Source organism: Micromonospora sp. SCSIO 07396, from assembly GCF_053667945.1.
Genome location: NZ_CM132210.1, coordinates 1768045 through 1788474, shown reverse-complemented (window position 1 = coordinate 1788474; position 20430 = coordinate 1768045). Strand labels below are relative to the sequence as shown.

Genomic DNA, 20430 nt, shown 5'->3' with positions numbered 1-20430 from the left:
GCACGGGCCCACCGGGGGTGGGCCCGCACCGGACGGGGTCAGTCCTCGATCCAACCGTGGGAACGGGCGAACTGGGTGAGGTGCTGCCGGATCTGGCTGATCTGGGCACCGGTGAGCGTCGGCACCTGCTCCACCAGCAGTTCCGTGATGTTGGACCGGAAGGTGAAGGCGGTCAGGACGTCGCACTCGTCGTCGTCGCCCCGGTCGGTCACCGGTAGCCGGGTCACCGTCGGCGCGGCGGACGCCGACGGGCGCGACGCGACCGGGGCCCCCGGGTTGAGCAGGCGCGCGTAGAGCGCCTTGATCCCGCGGTTGCCCTCCACCGACTCGAACTCCACCCGCATCCCGGGCGCGACCGACGGTCGCTGGTCGCCGAAGTCGTTCGCGTGCACGAAGACGTCCTCACCACCGCCCTCCGGGCTGATGAAGCCGTACCCCTTCACGTCGTCGAAGCTGAGAATCGTACCGACCGCCACCGCGACCACCACCCCACGAACAAGAGCCACCAGAACAGAAGAACCACCGCAACGGGAACCCAGCTTAGGGGCACCGTCATCGGCGCGGTACCCATGGTAAGGGAGGCCCGGTCCCCCACCGCACCGGTCGCGCAGCCACCGCCCGCCGAACACCACCGGTCAGTCGATGACCTCGCAGATGACGCCGTCGGCCGGCAGCACCGCGCCCACCTCGACCTGCATGTTCTTGACCACACCGGCCCGGTGGGCCAGCACCGGCTGTTCCATCTTCATCGCCTCCAGCACGACCAGGAGCTGGCCGGCCTCCACCGGTTCGTCCTCGACCACCGCGATCCTGACCACGGTGCCCTGCATCGGCGCGGTCACCATGCTGCCCGACACCGCCGGACGGGCCTGCGCGACGCTGCGCCGACGGGGCCGCGCCGGCGGGGCCGACCCAGCGGGCGTCGCCGCGAGGGCGGCCGGCAGCGACACCTCCATCCGCCGGCCGTTGACCTCCACCACCACCTGCCGGCGGGCGGGCTCCTCCGTCCCGGCGGCGGTCGGCCGGTCGTGGGGCTCCAGCCGGTTGTCGAAGTCCCGCTCGATCCACTCGGTGTGGACCAGCAGCGCGGGTCCGGCGAAGGCCGGGTCCTCGACGACCGCACGGTGGAACGGCAACGTGGTGGCCAGGCCCTCCACCGTGAACTCGGCCAGGGCGCGGCGGGCCCGTTGCAGGGCCTGGTCCCGGGTGGCGCCGGTGACCACCAGTTTGGCCAGCAGCGAGTCCCAGGACGGTCCCACGGTGCTGCCGCTGCGTACCCCGGTGTCGACCCGGACGCCGGGCCCCGAGGGGGGTACGTAGGCGGTGACCGTGCCCGGGGTCGGCAGGAACCCGCGCCCCGGGTCCTCGCAGTTGATCCGGAACTCGATCGAGTGGCCCCGGGCCGGCGGGTCGTCGTACCCGATCGGCGCACCGTCGGCCAGCCGGAACATCTCCCGGACGAGATCGATGCCGGCCACCTCCTCGCTGACCGGGTGCTCGACCTGGAGCCGGGTGTTGACCTCAAGGAACGAGATGCTGCCGTCGCTGTCGACCAGGAACTCGCAGGTCCCGGCACCGACGTAGCCGACCTCGGCGAGGACCGCCCGCGACGCCCGCCGCAGCTCGGCGTCCTGCTGCGGGGTCAGGAACGGCGCGGGCGCCTCCTCGACCAGCTTCTGGTGCCGGCGTTGCAGGGTGCAGTCGCGGGTGGAGACCACCACGACCGTGCCGTAGCGGTCGGCGAGACACTGGGTCTCCACATGCCGGGGACGGTCGAGGAAACGCTCCACGAAGCACTCCCCCCGCCCGAACGCGGCAACGGACTCGCGGACGGCCGACTCGAACAGCGCGGGGATCTCATCGAGGGTACGGGCGACCTTCAACCCCCGACCGCCCCCACCGTGCACCGCCTTGACCGCGACCGGCAACCCGTGTTTCCGGGCGAACGCCAGCACCTCGTCGGCGGAGTCGACAGGCCCCGGCGTACCAGGCGTCAGCGGGGCGCCCACCCGGCGGGCGATCGCCCGCGCGGCGACCTTGTCGCCCAGCGCACGGATGGCCGCGGGCGGCGGCCCGATCCAGGTCAGGCCCGCCGCGAGCACGGCCTCGGCGAAGTCGGCGTTCTCGGACAGGAAGCCGTACCCCGGGTGCACCGCGTCCGCGCCGGCCAGGGCGGCGGCCCGCAGGATGCGGTCCGGGTCGAGATAGCTGGTCGTCGGGGTGTCCCCGCCGAGCGCGTAGGCCTCGTCGGCCAGGGCGACGTGCAGGGCGTCCCGGTCCGGGTCGGCGTAGACCGCCACGCTCGCCAGCCCCTCGTCACGGCACGCCCGGGCCACCCGTACGGCGATCTCGCCCCGATTGGCGATCAGTACCTTGCGCACGCCTGCTCCCCTCGTCGATGTCCTCACCGGGCACCCCGGCGCCAGGCGGTCGCGCTGCGGTCCACCGGCAGGGACCGGCGCAGCACGGCGACCCGGGCCGCCCGTACCCGCTGCGGGGGCCGGTCGGCGGGCGGCGCGGCCAGTGTCTGTACCGCCACGAGGACCGCCACGATCTCCTCAGGCGTCGCGTCGGCCCTTACCGTCAGGTCCGCCCGGTCCCCGGCGGGCCGGTCCGGCCGCCCCGGACCGTGCCCGGGCCGTGCCCCCTGCGGGTACCGCCCGCCACGGAGGTCCCGCCCGGTCACAGCGGGATGTTCCCGTGCTTGCGGGGCAGCCGGTCGACCCGCTTGTCGCGCAGCGCGCGGAGGGCCTCGACCACCTGGGTACGGGTCTCCCTGGGCAGGATCACCGCGTCGATGTAGCCCCGCTCGGCGGCCACGTAGGGGTTGCACAACGTCCGCTCGTACTCCGCGCGCAGCCGTTCCCGCTCGGCCCGGGGGTCGGCGGCGTCCCGCAGGGTCCGCCGGTGCAGGACGCTGACCGCCCCTTCCCCACCCATCACGGCGATCTCGGCGGTGGGCCAGGCCAGGTTGATGTCGGTGCCGAGATGCTTGGAGCCCATCACCCCGTACCCCCCGCCGTAGGCCTTGCGGGTGACCACGGTGACCATCGGCACGGTGGCCTCCGCGTAGGCGTAGATCAGCTTCGCGCCCCGCCGGATGATGCCGCCCTGCTCCTGCTCCAGGCTGGGCATGAAGCCGGGGACGTCGACGAAGGTCAGCACCGGGATGTGGAACGCGTCGCAGGTGCGGATGAAACGGGCCGCCTTCTCGCTGGCGTCGATGTCGAGCACCCCCGCGAGTTGCATCGGCTGGTTGGCCACCACGCCGACGCTGTGCCCGTCGACCCGGCCGAACCCACAGACGATGTTGCGGGCGAACAGCGGCTGGACCTCCAGCAGCTCACCGTCGTCCAGGACCGCCCGCACCACCTGCGTCATGTCGTACGGCCGGTTGCGGTCGTCGGGGATGAGCGTGTCCAGGGCGGCGTCGGTTTCGGCGGCGTCCGCGCGCTCCGACACGGCGAACACCGGCGGGTCGGTCATGTTGTTCGACGGCAGGTGCCCGAGCAGCAGCCGGACGTACTCGAACGCGTCCTTCTCGTCGGCGGCGAGGTGGTGGGCGTTTCCCGAGATGGTGTTGTGGCTGTGCGCACCGCCCAGCAGTTCCCGGTCCACCTCCTGCCCGGTGACCGTACGCAGCACCTCGGGGCCGGTGACGAACATGTGCGAGATGCCGTCCACCATCACGACGAAGTCGGTGATGGCCGGCGCGTACACCGCACCACCCGCGCACGGGCCGGTCATCAGGGAGATCTGCGGAATCACCCCGGATGCCTGGACGTGCCGCTTGACCAGCTCGGCGTAGTAGGCCAGCGACACCACCCCCTCCTGGATGCGGGCACCACCCGAGTCGTTGATGCCGATGATCGGTGTGCCGGTCCGCAGCGCGAGGTCCATCACCTTGATGATCTTCTCGCCGTACACCTCACCGAGGCTGCCGCCGAAGACCGTGAAGTCCTGGGCGAACAGGTACACCCGGCGACCGTCGATGGTGCCGTGACCGGTCACCACCCCGTCGCCGTACGGGCGCTCCCGCTCCATCCCGAAGCTGTGGCAGCGGTGTCGGGCCAACGCGTCCAGCTCCACGAAGGAGTCCGGATCGAGGAGCGCCTCGATCCGCTCCCGGGCCGTCAGCTTGCCCTTGTCGTGCTGCCGTCGCACGGCCCGTCCGTCGTCCGGGTGGTGGGCCGACTCGCGGCGGCGGACCAGCTCCGCGAGCCGCCCGGCGGTGGTGGTCGAGCCGTCGTCCGTGCCCAGGGCGTCGGAGGACCGCCCGGTCGCGGTCGGCCCGGTCGACGTCGGGTCCGGCGCGGTGCGTCCCGCGCCCGGCTGTGGTGTCGCGTTCACGGCAGCGTCACCACCTGGGCGGCGTAGGTGAGCCCGGCGCCGAAGCCGACCAGCAGGGCCGACTCCCCCGCCGCGACCGCCCCCCGGGACAGCAGGTCGTCCATGGCCAGCGGAATGGACGCCGCCGAGGTGTTGCCGGCGTGCACCACGTCCCGGGCCACCACGGTGCGCGGACCGAGCCCCAGGGCGCGCGCGGCAGCCTCGACGATCCGCAGGTTGGCCTGGTGCGGGATGAACGCCCCGAGGTCGTCCGCCCGTACACCGGCGGCGGCCAGCGCCCGGGTCGCCGTCTCGGGGACCAGCCGGGTGGCCCAACGGAAGACCTCCGGCCCGGCCATCCTCATGTAGGGCCAGGCCCCGCCGTGCCGCCACGCCCCGTCGTGGGCGATCATCTCGTGGCGTTCCCCGTCGGACCCCCAGACGACCGGCCCGATCCCCCGGTTCTCCGCCGGCCCCACGACCACCGCGCCGGCCCCGTCGCCGAAGAGGAAGGCGGTGCCCCGGTCGTCGGGATCGACGATGTCGCTCATCCGCTCGGAACCCACCACCACGACCCGGTCGACCTGACCCGAGCGCACCATCGAGTCGGCGACCGCCAGGCCGTAGCAGAAGCCCGAACAGGCGGCGTTCAGATCCAGCCCGGCGGCGTTACGGGCCCCGATCAGGGTGGCCACCCTCGGGGCGGACGGTGGTGACTGTTCGAGGATCGACATGGACGCCAGCACGACCGCGTCCACGTCCCGGGGATGCGTCCCGGACTGCGCCACCGCCTTGCGGGTCGCCTCCGCCGCCATCCCGACGATAGTCTCCCCGTCGTCGGCGAAGCGCCGCGAGACGATGCCGGACCGCTTGCGGATCCACTCGTCCGAGGAGTCGATCCGGGCGCAGATCTCGTCGTTGCCGACCACCCGGCTCGGCCGGTACGCACCGACACCGAGGATCGCCGACCCCCGGAGCCCGCTCACCTGTGGGCTCCCGTCGTCGGCACGGCGTTGACCGGCAGCGCGACCAGTGTGCCCTCCTCGTAGCGCCGACGGCAGGCGCGCCGCTGCACCTTGCCGCTGGAGGTCTTCGACAACGCGCCCCGGCGCAGCATCAGGATCTCGTCGGCCTCCAACCGGTGCTTCTCCCAGATCGCCGCCCGCACCAGTTCCCGGGCCGCCGCGAGGCCGGGCGAGCGCAGCACCCGCCCGTCCACCTCGATGAGCACCACCAGCCGCTCGGAGGTGCCGTCGTCGACGGAGAACGCGGCGGCGCAGTTCGGATGCAGCCCGGGGACCGCCTGCTCCGCCGACTCCTCGATGTCCTGCGGGTAGTGGTTGCGCCCCTTGCGGATGATGACGTCCTTGAGCCGGCCGGTGACGTACAACTCGCCGTCGTGCAGGAAGCCGAGGTCGCCGGTACGCAGGTGCGGGGTGTCCGGATCGTCGAGCAGGCGGGCCCGGAAGGACTCCTCCGACAGTTCCTGACGCCCCCAGTAGCCGCCGGCCACACAGGGGCCACTGACCCAGATCTCGCCGACCCGGCCGGGCGGGCACTGCACGCGCGAGGTGGGGTCCACGATGCGTACCGTGGTGGACGGCACCGTCGCCCCGCAGCTCACCGCAGGGACCGGGTCGACCCGCGGTCCGTCGGCGAGGGTGACCACCCCGTCGGCCAGCGCGCCCGGATCGACCCAGAGGACCTTCGGGGGGCGGTGCTGGCTGCTGCCGGTGACCTTCAGGGTGTTCTCGGCCAGGCCGTAGCCGGGACACATCGCCTCGGCGGAGAATCCGTGCGGGGTGAACGCCTCGACGAACGAGGTGAGCGTCCCCCAGCGGACCGGCTCCGCCCCGTTCGCGGCGACCCGCCAGCGGGACAGGTCGCCAACCGCACCCGTGCCGCCCTCGGCGGCGGCGCGCACGCACAGCTCGTAGGCGAAACTGGGGGCCGCGGAGTGGGTGCCGCCGAACCGGGCGATGGCTTCGAGCCAGCGTGCGGGCCGGCGGATGAAGGACTCGGGCGCCATCAGGAACGACGGCACCCCGGCCCACAGCGGCAGCACCACACCGAAGAGCATCCCCATGTCGTGGAACAGGGGCAGCCAGTTGACCACCTTCCCGTCGGGGGCGAAGGGCCACAGTTCGTCGGTCTCCCGGGCGTTGTGCATGAAGTGCCGGTGGGTCACCACGACGCCCTTGGGGTCGCCCGTCGAACCCGACGTGTACTGGAGCAACGCGATGTCGTCAGGTCCGGGCGCGACCGCGCCCCAGTCGGGCGGCGGCGGCGCGGACAGGGCGTCGTCCGTGGCGACGAGGGCGAGTCCGGCCAGTTCGGGTGCGTCGCCGAAGCGCGACTCAAGGTCGGTCTTCACCGCCAGCGTGGTCAGGACCGTGGTGGTACGCGCGTCGTCGGCGATGCGGCGCAGCCGGGCCAGCCCGTCACGGCGGCGGGGCACCTGCATCGGGGCGCTGGCCACCCGCGCGGACATGCAGCCGAGCAGGGTGCGGATGAACTCCAGGCCGGAGGGGTAGAGCAGGACCGCCCGCTGGCCGGTCAGCCCGAGGGCCGCGAACCGGGCCGCCCGGGCCGTCGCCGCGTCGTGGAGCTGCCGGAAGGTCAGGGTCTCCTCGGGTTCCTCGCCGTCCCGCAGGAACACGTACGCGGTCGTGTCCGGCTCCGTGGCATCACGGAGTCGCAACACGTCCGGCAGGGTCCGGGTCTCCGGACCGGAGGGGTGGAGCAGGCTGCTAGCCATCGTCTGCGTCTCCTTGTCGCGCCGGGACCGTCACGCACTGCCACGGCCACGGATCAAACGGAATCGCCATCGCTTCGGGCGACGGGCTGTCCACACGAGCGAATGCCTTCCGCGACCGCGGTAACGTCGAAGTCACCGAGAATTCTCCGTAGGCCACCTGCGGAAGCGGCCCGGCCCCGGACGGACCACCTCCGGCGCCGGGCCACCCGTGAATTCTCAGGAATGATCTTCGGACGGCACCGGACGGTCCACGGCCAGTCGCCAGTCGCCTTCCTCATTGCGTACGAGCACATCCGTGCAGGTCCCGTTGATGTGCGTCATCTCACCGTCCGGCCCGGGGATGTCCAGGCTGTAGTCGACGATCAGAAGGGACGTGTCGGAGGTGGTGTAGGTCTGCAGGACCTTCGAACGAATCCTCGGTCCGGTGGCGAGGAAGTCGACGAAGAAATCCGTTCGGGCCTTGCCCGACAGCGGTGCGCCGGAGATGTTCGAGACCGCATCCTCCGTGTACATGGAGTCATAGAGCGCGCCGTTTCCGGAGTTGAACACCTTGACGAACAGATCGTTCTGCAGGTCGGGGTCGTCGGGAATGGTGGAGTCGACGAGGTTGTCCACGGTTTTCCTCCTGGGCTTGTCGGTGGCCGCTGCGCGGGGCGTCAGAGCAGCGGGGTTTGCGGGTCAAGGCCGAGGATGACCCGGCCCTGTACCTCCAGATTGGTGCTGAGCAGAATCCAGCCGTGCAGCGCGAGGCCCTGAATGTCGTGGTGGAACCGCTGCAACGGCACCGCCCGCTTGATCACCGACGCGCCGCTGGCGTTGTAGAGGATCTCCACCGCCTCCTTGGCCTGCTGCGCCGCGTAGGCGCTGTGGCCACGGATGGCGGCCCGCTCGGCAAGCGTCAGTTCCTCGTACCGGTCGGCCCGGTCCTGGAGGAGGCCGTACATCTGCTGGCACAGCGCCTCGGCGGCCGCGATCCGGCTGGCGGCGGCACCGAGCTGGATGTGGGTGAGCGGATGCTGGCTCTGGTCGGTCCACTGGGTCTGGCTGATGCCGCGCCCGGGCAGCCGCTCCAGGAAGATGTCCAGCGCACCCCGGGCGATGCCGATGAACGTGGCCACCGACTGGGCGAACAGGAAGCTGTAGAGCCCGTACCCGCGCCCGGGTGGCGGCGGCGGCAGTTCGATTCCGGCGGCCATCGCGGCCTCCGCCTCGGCCGGGATGACGACGTGGTGGGCCGGCACGAAGACGTCGGTGGCGGTCGTGGTGGAGCTGCCTGTCGCCGTCAGGGAGGACGCGACCCAGTCGTCGGCGATGGCGAACCGGTCCATCGGCACCAGCGCGATGGCCTCGTCGGTGGTGCCGTCCGGACGCTGGACGATCGCCAGCATCATGTTCCAGTCCGCGCCGCGGCAGCCGGAGTTGAAGCCCCACGTCCCGTTGAGCACGTACCCGTCGCCGCTGGGCACGAGCGTGCCGGTCGGGCTGAATCCGCCGGAGATCCGGACCCCGGGCCGGGTGAAGATGTCGTCCTGCAGTTCCTCGGGGAACAGGGTCACCATCCAGGCACTCGACGCCCAGACCATGGAAACCCAGCTGGACGAGGGGCAGCCACGGGCGATCTCGGCGAGCACCTCCGCCTGTTCGGCCAGCGACAGGTCGAGCCCGCCGTACCGTTGCGGAGTGGCCATCGCGAAGACACCCGCCTTCTCCAGCAGGGCGAGGTTCTCCTCGGGCAGCCAGCGCCGCTGCTCCGCCTCCAGGCCGTTCTCCCGCAGCTTGGGTACGATGTCGCGTACGGCGGCGAGCACGTCATCCTTGGCTTGTTGCATTTACATCCCTCGAATCGTTACGAGATGGTTAAACCGCAGCAGGAATCCGCATGGCGGTAGCGGGAGGCCCGCCTCAGCAAGCCTGTAGAATTATTGCAGGACAGTCCTGTACTGTCGGTAATCAATCGTTCATTCTCGATGCCGATGAGGTGCAGGTGGATGTCCGGTTACCTAAGAGTGGACGTCATCGAGAAACTGGATCCGGGCGCTCACCAGCGGCAACCACGCACACGGCGCGGTGGCGATGAGCGGGTTTCAGCCCCGCACCCGGCAACCTGTTTACTTACCTAGAAGTAAGCACTTACCTCCAGGTTGCCACTGACCTAATCTTTATGGGTGCGACTGCGGCCGAGCCGTAATGAGGGCGGGGATTGTAGCACGTCAGATTTTGGCCAACTGCTGCCTTCTCCACCAGACCTGGCCACACAGCATCGCCCCGTCGGAGCTTCGACCGAGACCGCGCCTGCTCCGACTGACGTCGGACGGCTGCCTTCACCGCAGAAACAGTCATCCGACCCACACCCGCGAGCCTTTTACATGGGGGCAATGTGCAGTTCCGCGTCCTCGGACCGCTGGAAGTGATAGATGAGGAACACTCGCTTGTCCTGGGAGGAACAAAACAACGGGCCACGCTCGGTTATCTGTTGTTGCAGGCCAATAGGTCTGTCGCCACCAGTCAACTGATCTCCGCGCTCTGGCCCGATGACGACGCGCCGGTCTCAGCGCGGAAGATTCTGCAGAACGCTGTCTGGAGCCTGCGCCGACGGGTGCTCCAACCGGCCCCGGGCAGCGACGTACCCAACCTCCTGACCAGGTCACCCGGCTACCGGCTCGTCGTCGACCCGGAGAGCGTCGACCTGCACCGGTTCCAGCGGCTCGCCGAGGCGGGGAACCGTCGGCTCAGAGCCGGCTCACCGGAGGCCGCCGCGGTCGCGCTGCGCAACGCACTGAGCCTCTGGCGGGGCCCGGCCCTGGCGGACCTCGCGGAGGCCGGCATCGTCTGGCCGGAACTGGGCAACCTCCACAATGCCCGGATGGACGCGCTCGAAGACTACTTCGACGCCGACATCTCCTGCGGTCGATACCAGGGGGTGATCAACGAACTCGGCAACGACCTCGACGGCATCGCGCTGCGCGAGCGGTCCTGCCGGCTGCTGATGCTGGCGCTGTACCGCTGCGGCCGGCAGGCTGACGCCCTGAACGTGTATGCCCGGGCCCGCACCATGCTGGCCGAGGAACTCGGCCTGGAACCCGGCCGGGAGCTGCAACTGCTGCAACAGGCGATCCTCAACCAGAGTCCCGAGCTCAACCTGGACGACACCAACCAGTTGGCGACCCACGGGCTACTGAGCGTGCCGCCCGGTCAGGTCATCGAGGTCCACCGCAGGGCCGACCCCGAGCCGATGGGCGTCCGACGCAGGGCCGCCGCGTTCGACGGCCCGGCTGCACTCGCGTCACCGGCCCGGGCCTCGGCCATCGTCGAGGAGCCGCCAGAGCCGCTGCGCAGCGAGCGGCGGAAGGTCAGCGTCATGCTGATCCGCAGCCACATCGACACCGGGACCACCAGGCTCGACGCCGCCGCCCTCGACAGGCTGCTGGAGGGCGCCAGCCAGTGGATACGGGAGACGGTGGAGCGGTTCGGCGGATCGGTCTCCACCACCATCGGCTCGGTCACCGTCGGGCTCTTCGACGCCGACGGCGCCCGGGGCGACGACGCCGAGCGGGCCGTCCTGGCCACCATGGCCATCCGCAACCGCTGGCACCCGGTGGAGACGCCGGCAGCCGGCGACGTACCACCCAACGGCCACCGGGTGTCCTTCCGCGCCACCGTCGTCACCGGCGAGGCGCTCATGCCGAACCGGCCGGACGGCCCGGCCGGAATCTGCGGGACGCTACTGGACCGTTCCCAGGCGATGCTGCTGCGCACCGGGGAGTGTGAGATCCGGGTCTGCGCCACCACCCGGACGGACACCGCGTCCATCATCGACTGTCAGCCGACCGCGGACCCCGGGGAATGGCGGGTACGCGGCTTCCGACCCACCTCCATCGGGTTGGACACGATCCCCACCGTGGAACGCGGATTCGAGCTCGACCTGCTCGGTGGGCTCCTGGACCGGGCCCGCCACCGGCGTACGCCGCACTTCGTCACCGCCCTCGGCGAGCCCGGCAGCGGCAAGACCAGATACCTGGCGGAGCTGGAGCGGATGTTCGGTCACCGGGTCCACCTCGCGCACGTCTGCGCCGACCCGGCGGAGCTGCCGGGGCGGGACGGGGTCTTCGCCGTCCAGGCCGCGCTGGTCCGCGCGCTGTGCGAGATCCGGCCGACCGACGCGCCGGAGCGGGCTATGGAACGGCTGACCCGTACGGTACGCCGGCTGGCCGACAGCGACGAGCACGCGGACCGGGTGCTGCGGTGCATCACCCCGTTCGTGGCCGACGAACCCGTACCCGGCCTCGCGGTGGACGTACGCGAGGATCTGGCACGGTGGGGCAACTTCCTGGAGGGGACACCGCTCGACCGCCCGGTGCTGCTGCTCATCGACGACCTGCACCGCAGCGACGACGGCCTGCTGCTCATGGTCGACGGTCTCGCCGACTTCATCGGAGTGCCGCTGCTGGTGGTGGCCGCGGCCACCCCGGAACTGCTGCAACGCCGCCCCGACTGGGGACGGGGCAAGCAGAACTTCACCACCATCACCCTGGAGGCGTTGTCCGACGCCGCGATCGACGAACTGGTCGACTTCGTCCACTCCAGCTCGCCACTGCAACCCCGCGAGTCCACGCACTGGTTCCGGCGCGCACTCAGCGTGATCAAGGGCGACCGTCCCGACGAACTACGCGGTTACGTCAGATCCCTGCTGGCCACCCGGTCGGCACGGCACTTCCTCAGTGGATACCCCTCCGGTGCCCGGTCGATGTGACCCCGCCCCGCCGCGGCAGCGGTCGGGTGGCGGCTGCCGACCGGGCCACCACTGTCGAGGAACCGCCACCCGGCGCGGGCCGGGCCTGTCCGCACCTGGTGGTCAGCTGTCGCGCGGCACGGGCACGGGCACGGCCCGGGCCGGCAGGTATTCCCGACCCCACGCCCCGAGCGGCTTGAGCGCGTCGTTGAGTGCCTGCCCCCGGTCGGTCAGCGAGTATTCCACCCGCATCGGCAGGTCCTCGGAGGCTTCCCGACGGACGATGCCGTCGGCCTCGAGTTCGCGCAGGTGTTGGAACAACACCTTCTCGCTCACTCCGATGAGCCTCCTCAGCTCACCGAACCGTCGATGGCTGTCACTGAGGGCCCACAGGATGACGACCTTCCACTTGCCGCTGATCACCTCGATCGCGGCATCCAGACCACAATGTGTCGGCCGCACCCTGACACTCAATTCATTCACTCCCCGACCGGCCGGCGGCACTCTCCCCGTGAGTTCCGGTGTCCGTAGAGTCTAGCGCGCGAGAGTCGTACGGTCGCGCTGTGTTGCGGTGAAAATGACGACACGTGACGATTTCGCCGCACCCCTCACCCCGCCCCACCACCCATCAGGGCCTGCTCGTCCTGGTCACGCAGGGCGACGCAGAGCGCCTCCAGGGCGACCCGGAGCCGCTCGATGTCGGCGTCGGCGAGGTTGAGCGACGGCTCGAACCGCAACGTGTTCGCCGCGCTCGCGGTGGGGAACGTGCGGATCCGGTGCACCCGCAGCAGGTAGCCCGAGATGACGTAGCCCAGCATGCCGTTGGCGGAGGCACCGGCGATGGCCGGTGCGGCGGAACCGGACTGGTCGTCGAACTCCAACCCGAGCATCAACCCCCGCCCCCGGACCTCGCGGACCACCCCGGGGAAGCGACGGCGCAGGTCGTGGAAGATCTCGGCCAGCTTCTCGCCCTTCTCCTTGGCACGCAGGTAGGCGGCACCGTTCTCCGCCTCCAGCAGTTCCAGCACCCGCGCGGTGACCGCGGTGGACAGGCCGTCGCGGGCGAACGTGGAGCTGTGCACCAGCGCGAAGTCGCGACGGTAGCGCCGCTGCGCGACCAGGGTCACCGCCGTCTTGGTGATACCGCCGCCGAGGCCCTTCGCCAGGGTCAGGTAGTCGGCCGCGAAGCCGATCTGGGAACTGGCGAAGAACGCGCCGGTACGCCCCAGACCGCTCTGGATCTCGTCGACGACGATCGGGCAGTCCAACGCCGCGCACCCCTGCCGGATGCGGTCCGCCTTGGCCGGCGTGACCACCCGGATGCCGCCCTCACCCTGGATGACCTCCATGACGAACGCCGCCACCACCGGGATCGGGCGCTCGACGACCACGGCGACGCCGTCGACGACCCGGACGTCCCGCAGGACGGTGCGGGTCTCCTCGGCGATGCGGTCGAACGCGTCGAGGTCGTCCAGGGACACGAACCGGGCGGCGGGCGCGAGGCCGGCGAACGGGGTGCGGTAACTCGGGTTGTGGGTCAACTGCACGCTGCCGACCAGCTTGCCGTGGAAGGAGCCCGCCAGGGCGACGAACACCGGCGGTCGTGCGGCGGCCTCGGCGTTGTCCCGCCGTAGTCCGGACAGGACGGTGGACAGGTCGGCCCCGGACCCGGGCGGCGGAGCCACCGTCTGCGCCTGGGCGGCCACCTCCGCGATGTGGGCCTCCACCTCGTCGAGCAGGGAGCGCACCCGCAGCACCCGGTCGAACTCCGCGTGCTTGAGCGCCACCTCGATCGACTCGGCGCCGCTGTTGGAGAAGATGGCGAAGTAGCGCTCGTCGGTGCCGAACTCACGGCCGACGATGTCGTTGAGCCGGGCGGCGATCTGGTCGACCGCCGGCTGTCGGGACGCCTGGGCGAGCACCGGACGGCGTTCGCTCAGGAAGGTCACGGCGGTGTCGACGAGCGCGGGATGGTTGTGACCGAGGACCAGGGCACCGTAGCCACCGGCATAGTCCACCACCGTCTCCGGCGTGCCGTCGGGGCCGACGTACCGCAGGGTGTCGCCCTCGGCCCGGGTGTATTCGACATTGATGCCGAGCATGTTCAGCAATTCCTGCATCGCTGGCTCGGCGAGGGTCTGCTCTGGTGTCACGGATTGCATGCCGGTTCCGGTCCTGTCGTCGGTCGATCGCACCTGGACGGCTGCCGTTTTCGCAACCGCAAACAGGTTAACGCCACCCGACGGGGCGGCCCTCAATAGGCGGTAACGCGCCGGTAACCTACGACCACACGCCGACCGGCCACCGGAATTACCATTCGATGAACCCGACGTGCGCCCGGCTGGTTAACGTGAGCCGACAGGTGCGTTGTTCGATCCGCACCGGACCGGCACGCCGTCCGGCCGACCGCGCAGACGGGAGGACGTCCATGCACCGCTCGTTGCGAGAGGTGATGGCCCGCTTCGCCACGGGGGTGACGGTTGTCACCGTCGGAGGCGACAACCTGCACGCCATGACGGCCAACGCCGTCGCCTCGGTCTCACTGGACCCACCGCAGATCCTGTGCTGCGTGGCGCACAGCGCGGTCATGCACAAGGCCATCTCCGCCGCGGAGCACTTCGCGGTCTCGGTGCTCGGCGCAGACCAGGAGCACCTGGCCCGTCACTTCGCCGACCGTCGCCGGCCCCTGGGGGCGGCCCAGTTCGAGAAACTGCCGCACCGGCCGGGACCGGCCTCCGGCGCACCCCTCATTTCGGGTGCCCTGGCCTGGCTGGAATGCCGTTTGTTCGAGGCCCACGATTCCGGCGACCACACCATCTTCGTCGGTTCGGTGATCGGCGCGGAAATCGGCCACGACGGGGCTGGTCTGCTGTTCTTCGGCGGTGCGTTCCACAGCATCGGCAGCACTTCGGCGGCGGCGACGACCGACAACCGGTCACATACTTTGCAGTAAGTACTTGAGTGCCCACATGCCGGCGTCTAGGCTCCAAAAGTGGCATCGGCGATGGCGGGCGCTTTCTGCGTGGCCAGCACCGACAGTCTTTTTGCCTTTTCAGGAACACAGAGGAGAGTGGCACTGGTGTCCGAAGAAAACCGCGTACCCGTCTCGGTGATCGGCCTCGGAATGATGGGGGCGGCACTGGCGGGCGCATATCTCAGGGCCGGCCACCGCACGACGGTGTGGAACCGCTCCGCCAACAAGGCGGACGCACTTGTTGAGCAGGGCGCGAGCCGTGCGGACACGATCGCCGACGCGGTCGCCGCGAGCGACGTCCTGGTGGCCTGCGTGGTCGACTACCAGACCCTGCACGAGATCCTTGAGCCGGTGAAGGAGTCGCTCAACGGCAAGGTCATCGTCAACCTGACCTCCGGCGTGCCGGAGGACGCCCGGGGCGCCGCGCAGTGGGCCCAGTCCCTCGGCGCGAAGTACCTCGACGGTTACATCATGACGGTGCCGCCGGCCGTCGGGCTCCCCCAGACCCTGCTGTTCTACGGCGGCTCGAAGGAGGTCTTCGACACCTACGAGTCGACCCTGAAGGTCCTCGGCGGCAACAGCATCTTCCTGAGCGAGGACCCGGGGGTCGCCGGCCTGTACGACCTCTCGCTGCTCGGCATCCTGTGGTCGTCGCTCGCCGGCGCGCTGCACGGCTTCGCGATGCTCGCCAGCGAGGGCATCCCGGCGGCGGCGCTGACGCCGTTCGCCGAGTCCTGGATCACCCACGTGGTGCTGCCCAGCATCAAGGGGGCCGCCCAGCAGGTCGACGCGGGCCAGTACGCGACCACCATCTCCACGGTGGGGCTGAACGCGGTCGGTCTGGCCAAGATGGTGGAGGCCAGCAAGGGCCAGGGACTCCGGCCGGACGTGATGATCCCGATCCGGGACATGCTCCAGGAGCGGGCCGACAGCGGACACGGCGACGAGGCGCTGGCCAGCCTGATCGAGGTCATCAAGAAGCCCTGATCCAGCTGCCGCACGGTCGTTTCTGACGCGCCGGGCCCGGGACGCCTCCGACGGACGGCCCGGGCCCGGCGCGTTCTCCCACCGGTCATCGGCGCACCAGTGCACCCAAGGAGAGCGATCGATGAACTGGGGATTACACCCTGCTCCATAGGGTCGATCCGCCCGGTCACCATCCATCGATCCATCTCGGGAGGATTGCGATGTCCGACGAACGATGCCCCTACACGATCGACCCGACCGGCACCGACCTGCACGGCGAGGCCGCCGCGCTGCGCCGCCGGGGGCCGGCGACCCAGGTGGAACTGCCCGGCGGTGTCGTCGTCTGGGCGGTCACCGACACGGCGCTCATCAAAGCGCTGCTGACCGACCCCCGCGTCTCCCGGGACACCTACCAGCATTGGCCGGCCTGGGAGAACGGCGAGGGCGAGTTGGCCCGGACCTGGCCGCTGGCGATGTGGGTCGCCGACCGAAACATGATCACCGCGTACGGCGCCGAGCACAGCCGACTGCGCCGGCTGGTGGCCAAGGCGTTCACCGCCCGCCGGACGAACGCGCTACGTCCCCGGATCGAGCAGATCGTCGCCACCCTGCTGGACTCGATCGCCGCGCAGGGCAAGGACGGGCCGGTCGACCTGCGGGCCGAGTACGCCTACGCCCTGCCCACCTGGGTGATCTCCGAACTGTTGGGCGTCCCCGACGCCATCCGGGACGAGTTGCTGGACATGATCGGCAGGTGGCTGACCGGGGCGATCTCGCCCGAGGAGGCGCCCCTGCTGGAAGAGCGCGTCTACACCGTGCTCGCCCGGTTGGTGGAGCAGCGGCGGCAGAGCCCCGGCGAGGATCTGATCAGTGGGCTGATCGCCGCCCGGGACGACCGGGACGGCCCGGGTCTGACCGAGCGGGAACTGGTCGACACCATCCTGCTGACCTTCACCGCCGGCCACGAGACGACCGCCAACCTCCTGGACCAGGCGATCTTCGCCCTGCTCAGCCACCCGGAGCAGCATGAGCTCGTCCGGTCCGGCGCGGCGAGCTGGGACGACGTCATCGAGGAGACCCTGCGCTCGGAAGCGCCCTTCGCCAACCTGCCGATGCGGTACGCCGTCGAGGACTTCGAGCTGGGCGGGGTGAAGTTCACCAAGGGCGACGCCATCATGATCTCGTTCGCCGGCTCGGGTCGGGACCCGAAGGTGCACGGCGAGGACGCCGACGTCTTCGACATCACCCGGGCGACCCGGGGTGACCACATCGGATTCGGCCACGGGGTGCACTACTGCCTGGGCGCGCCACTGGCCCGGTTGGAGGCGCGCATCGCCCTGCCGGCGCTGTTCGAGCGGTTCGCCGGGCTACGCCTGGCCCGGCCGGCGGACGAGATCCCCCGGTTGACCTCGTTCGTGTCCAACGGGCACCAGGAACTGCCGGTCCTGCTCGATCCCGTGCCGGTCGCCTGAGCGGCACGTCGGCCCCGGACCGCCGCACAACGGTGTGGCAGCGGTCCGGGGCCGACGTGCGTCAGAGCTGGCCGTAACCGGCCCAGACCGTCTTCACCTCAAGGTACGCGTCGAGGTTCGCCCGGCCCATCTCCCGGCCGATGCCGGAGGCCTTGACGCCGCCCCAGGGAGCGGCCGGATCCCCCGCCGCCCACGTGTTGACGTAGAACATGCCGGCCCTGATCCGCTCCGCGAGCCGGTGCGCCCGGCCGAGGCTGCGGGTCCAGACCCCCGCCGCCAGCCCGTACGGGGTGTCGTTGGCCAGCGCGACGACCTCGTCGATGTCGTCGAAAGGCGTCACCACCAGCACCGGTCCGAAGATCTCCTCCCGGCTGATCCGCATGTCAGGCGTCACGTCGGTGAAGATCACCGGCCGGACGTAGTAGCCGTCGGCCGGCTCGGCCGGGGGCACCTCACCGGCCACCATCGTGGCACCGGCCGCGAGACCGTCCACGAGGTAGCCGCGGACCCGGCGGTACTGCTCGGCCGAGACGAGCGGGCCGAGCTGGGTCCCCCGCTCCAGGGCCGGACCCACCGCGGCCTGCCGGGTCGCCGCGACGAGGCCGTCGAGCACCTGGTCGTGGCAGCTGCGGTGCACGTACAGCCGGGAACCTGCCACACAGCTCTGTCCGCTGTTGAAGAAGATCCCCTCGTACGAGCCGGCCACGGCGGCGGGCACGTCGGCGTCGTCCAGGATGATGTTGGGACTCTTGCCCCCGAGTTCCAGGGTGACCCGCTTGAGGTCGGCACCGGCCCGGGCGGCGATCTCCCGGCCCACCTCGGTCGATCCGGTGAACGCCACCTTCGCCACCCCCGGGTGGGCCACCAGCGCCGCGCCGGTCCGCCCGTCACCGGGCAGGACGTTGACCACGCCGGCCGGGAAACCGGCCTCGACCACCAGTTCGGCCAGCCGCAGCGCTGTCAGGGGCGTCTGCTCGGCGGGTTTCAGGACCACGGAACACCCTGCCGCGAGCGCCGGCGCCAACTTCCAGGCCGCCATCATCAGTGGGAAGTTCCACGGGATGATCTGGGCACAGACCCCCACCGGCTCCAACCGCGTGTAGCAGAGGGTGTCGGGGGCGATCACCGGGATCGTGCCCCCTTCGAGCTTGCTGGGCCAACCGCTGTAGTAGCGGAAGTGTTCGATCGCGGCCGGCACGTCGACGTACTCGTTGGCGGTCACCGGCTTGCCCGAGTTGAGCGCCTCCAGTTCCGCGAACTCCCCGGCGTGCGCCTCGACGAGGTCCGCCAAGCGGGCGAGCAGCAGACCCCGCGCGGCGGCCGGGAGGCTCCCCCACTCGCCGTCGAGCGCGTCCCGGGCGGCCGTGACCGCGCGGTCGACGTCGACCGCACCGGCGTGGGCCACGTCGACCAGGTGCCGGCCGGTGGACGGGTCCACCGTGGCCAGGACCGCGCCGTCGGCGGCGGGCACGAACCGGTTGCCGATGAACAGGTGCCGGGGCCGGCTGACGAACGCGCTGACGGCCGGGCTGAGGGTCGAGGTCAACTGGTCCACGGTTGCTGCTCCTTCGTGGGTCCGCGACGGGGTGCTGCTTCGCGGAGAGACGGCGGCCGGCATCGACGGTGTCGATGCCGGCCGGAAGGTCACCCGGGACGGGTGCCCGTCGGTTCGACGCGCACCCGTCCCGCGTTGCGGATCACATCGCGAGCGCCTGCTGTGCCGCCCGCTTGCCCGACTCGACGGCACCGTCGATGTAGCCGCTCCAGCCGTTGGCGATGTCGCTGCCGGCGAAGGCGATCCGGCCCTGCGGCTGCTGGATGCTCTGGTAGGGGCCGGTCAGCTGGCCGGGCTGCCGGCAGGACCACCCACCGAGGGAGTACGGGTCGGTCCCCCAGTTCTGCGCGGTGGTGGCGAGCACCTGCACACCCGGGGACAACTGCTGCATCAGGGACTGCATCTGGCTGACGCTGGTGCCGCTCACCGACGAGTCGGTGCTGAAGCAGAAGACGATCCGGGTGCCGTCGGGCAGTTCGGTGTGCGGCACGGTGGTGGAGATGGGGAATCCCTCGGGCGGGTGCGCGATGAAGGAACCCGCCGCGCCACCACTGATCCGCATGAAGATCTTCTTGCTCTTCGGCACGCCGATGCCCGCCAGGGACACCGACAGGTAGGCCGAGGGCAGCAGCGGCGCGAACGCGATGGTCTTCCAGAGGTTCACCGGCACGGCGACGATGACGCGCGGCGCGACGTACTCCTGGCCGGTGCTGGTGAACACCGAGACGGTGGAACCGTTGCGGATCACCGCCAGCACCGGGCTGTTGAGCTTCAGGGTCGCCTGGGAGTCCGCCAGCATGGCGTTGAGCAGGGCGATGGTGCCACCCTGCAGACCGTAGGTGTTGATGCTGACGTAGCCCTGGTAGGAGTTGCCCGCCAGCACCCAGGACTGGGCCAGCATGGTGTAGGCGCCCCGGCTGCTGGACCCACCGGAGAGGCCGGCGGTGGTCCCGTTGATCCACGCCTCGTCCGCCGGGGAGTAACCGAGCTGGTTGAGCCGGGTCCGCATGGACCACTGGTCGGCGGTGGTCAGCGCGGTGCCGGCACCGGCGAACGGGTTGAAGGCGTTCGGGAACAGGCTGGCGGCCCCGTTGAAGAACGGGGTGAACAGGGCCGAGAGCTGGGCCGACGCCTGGGCGGGCGGCAGGATGACGAAACCGTTGCCCTGGGGCATCACGAAGCTGTCGATCGAGCCGTCCGAGGTGGTGCCGATCCCGTACCGGGCGGCCTCCGCCCACACGTGCGGCTGCTTCGGGTCGATGGCCTCGCCGCCGAGCTCGATGGGTGCCCCGGCGAACGTGGAGCTCCAGGTACGACCGCCGATACGCCCACGGGCCTCCAGGATGACCGAGCTGAGGCCGGCTTCCTTGAGATCGCGGGCGGCGGTGATGCCCGCGAACCCGGCTCCGATGATGATGGCATCGGTGACGGTGCGGGGCGAGCCGGCGGTTGCCCGCGCGGCGACGGGCAGGCCGGTCGCCGCACCGAGAAGGGCCGCTCCGGCACCCTTCAGGAAGGTACGACGGCTGTTACCGGAGCCGGTCGAGCGTGTTCCTTGCACTGACGCGTGCACTTTCCCCCCGGAAAGGTCGGGCCACCGCAACCCGCCTGACACCGGGCGGTGTCGGGCGGGTTGCGGTGTGTCGG

At 70.6% G+C, this 20430-nt stretch carries 16 protein-coding genes; 4 read left to right on the top strand and 12 right to left on the bottom strand.

Annotation, left to right across the window (positions count from 1 at the left end; all coding sequences use genetic code 11):
* Positions 1–38 precede the first annotated feature (38 nt).
* The 8 genes from ACWCHM_RS07800 to ACWCHM_RS07765 form a co-directional block, all read right to left on the bottom strand.
* Positions 39–476 carry a cold-shock protein gene (locus ACWCHM_RS07800; RefSeq protein ID WP_204961631.1) on the bottom strand — a complete coding sequence of 146 codons (438 nt, stop codon included), beginning with the start codon at positions 474–476 and terminating at the stop codon, positions 39–41.
* A 159-nt stretch (positions 477–635) separates the two neighbouring features.
* Entirely contained in the window at positions 636–2381 is a 1746-nt protein-coding gene (locus ACWCHM_RS07795; RefSeq protein ID WP_204961486.1) for an acetyl/propionyl/methylcrotonyl-CoA carboxylase subunit alpha, read from the bottom strand.
* Positions 2382–2404: 23 nt separating this feature from the next.
* A complete protein-coding gene (locus ACWCHM_RS07790; protein ID WP_454221876.1) occupies positions 2405–2539 on the bottom strand; it encodes a hypothetical protein in 135 nt (44 codons plus the stop codon).
* Between the two features lie 143 nt (positions 2540–2682).
* Positions 2683–4260, bottom strand: coding sequence for an acyl-CoA carboxylase subunit beta (locus ACWCHM_RS07785; RefSeq protein ID WP_204961630.1), 1578 nt, complete (start codon positions 4258–4260; stop codon positions 2683–2685).
* An 86-nt stretch (positions 4261–4346) separates the two neighbouring features.
* A complete protein-coding gene (locus tag ACWCHM_RS07780; protein WP_204961484.1) occupies positions 4347–5315 on the bottom strand; it encodes a beta-ketoacyl-ACP synthase III in 969 nt (322 codons plus the stop codon).
* Entirely contained in the window at positions 5312–7087 is a 1776-nt protein-coding gene (locus ACWCHM_RS07775) for a fatty acyl-AMP ligase (protein WP_281896288.1), read from the bottom strand. The genes ACWCHM_RS07780 and ACWCHM_RS07775 overlap by 4 nt, the downstream gene beginning before the upstream one ends.
* A 216-nt stretch (positions 7088–7303) precedes the next feature.
* Positions 7304–7702, bottom strand: coding sequence for a YybH family protein (locus tag ACWCHM_RS07770; RefSeq protein WP_281896287.1), 399 nt, complete (start codon positions 7700–7702; stop codon positions 7304–7306).
* A 41-nt stretch (positions 7703–7743) separates the two neighbouring features.
* On the bottom strand, positions 7744–8916 hold the full coding sequence (locus ACWCHM_RS07765) for an acyl-CoA dehydrogenase family protein (protein WP_204961482.1): 1173 nt from the start codon (positions 8914–8916) through the stop codon (positions 7744–7746).
* Between the two features lie 767 nt (positions 8917–9683).
* Between ACWCHM_RS07765 and ACWCHM_RS07760 the strand changes: the two genes are divergently transcribed.
* Positions 9684–11837, top strand: coding sequence for a BTAD domain-containing putative transcriptional regulator (locus tag ACWCHM_RS07760; protein ID WP_454221875.1), 2154 nt, complete (start codon positions 9684–9686; stop codon positions 11835–11837).
* A gap of 102 nt (positions 11838–11939) precedes the next feature.
* On the opposite strand, the gene ACWCHM_RS07755 is transcribed toward ACWCHM_RS07760, so the two are convergent.
* Positions 11940–12278 (bottom strand): winged helix-turn-helix transcriptional regulator, encoded by a 339-nt coding sequence (locus tag ACWCHM_RS07755; protein ID WP_454221874.1) that lies wholly within the window; start codon positions 12276–12278, stop codon positions 11940–11942.
* Positions 12279–12424: 146 nt separating this feature from the next.
* Positions 12425–13969, bottom strand: coding sequence for an aspartate aminotransferase family protein (locus tag ACWCHM_RS07750; RefSeq protein ID WP_454221873.1), 1545 nt, complete (start codon positions 13967–13969; stop codon positions 12425–12427).
* Between the two features lie 299 nt (positions 13970–14268).
* On the opposite strand from ACWCHM_RS07750, the gene ACWCHM_RS07745 reads away from it, so the two are divergent.
* The 3 genes from ACWCHM_RS07745 (at position 14269) to ACWCHM_RS07735 (ending at position 17228) form a co-directional block, all read left to right on the top strand.
* Positions 14269–14769, top strand: coding sequence for a flavin reductase family protein (locus ACWCHM_RS07745; protein ID WP_281896275.1), 501 nt, complete (start codon positions 14269–14271; stop codon positions 14767–14769).
* Positions 14770–14895: 126 nt separating this feature from the next.
* On the top strand, positions 14896–15777 hold the full coding sequence (locus tag ACWCHM_RS07740; RefSeq protein WP_204961478.1) for an NAD(P)-dependent oxidoreductase: 882 nt from the start codon (positions 14896–14898) through the stop codon (positions 15775–15777).
* A 200-nt stretch (positions 15778–15977) separates the two neighbouring features.
* Entirely contained in the window at positions 15978–17228 is a 1251-nt protein-coding gene (locus ACWCHM_RS07735; RefSeq protein WP_454221872.1) for a cytochrome P450 family protein, read from the top strand.
* A 61-nt stretch (positions 17229–17289) separates the two neighbouring features.
* Here the strand turns inward: ACWCHM_RS07735 and ACWCHM_RS07730 are convergent, their stop codons facing one another.
* On the bottom strand, positions 17290–18783 hold the full coding sequence (locus tag ACWCHM_RS07730) for an aldehyde dehydrogenase family protein (protein ID WP_281896271.1): 1494 nt from the start codon (positions 18781–18783) through the stop codon (positions 17290–17292).
* A 142-nt stretch (positions 18784–18925) separates the two neighbouring features.
* The gene (locus tag ACWCHM_RS07725) at positions 18926–20344 is read right to left on the bottom strand and encodes a flavin monoamine oxidase family protein (protein ID WP_204961475.1); all 1419 of its coding nucleotides are present in this window, start codon (positions 20342–20344) and stop codon (positions 18926–18928) included.
* Positions 20345–20430: the final 86 nt, after the last annotated feature.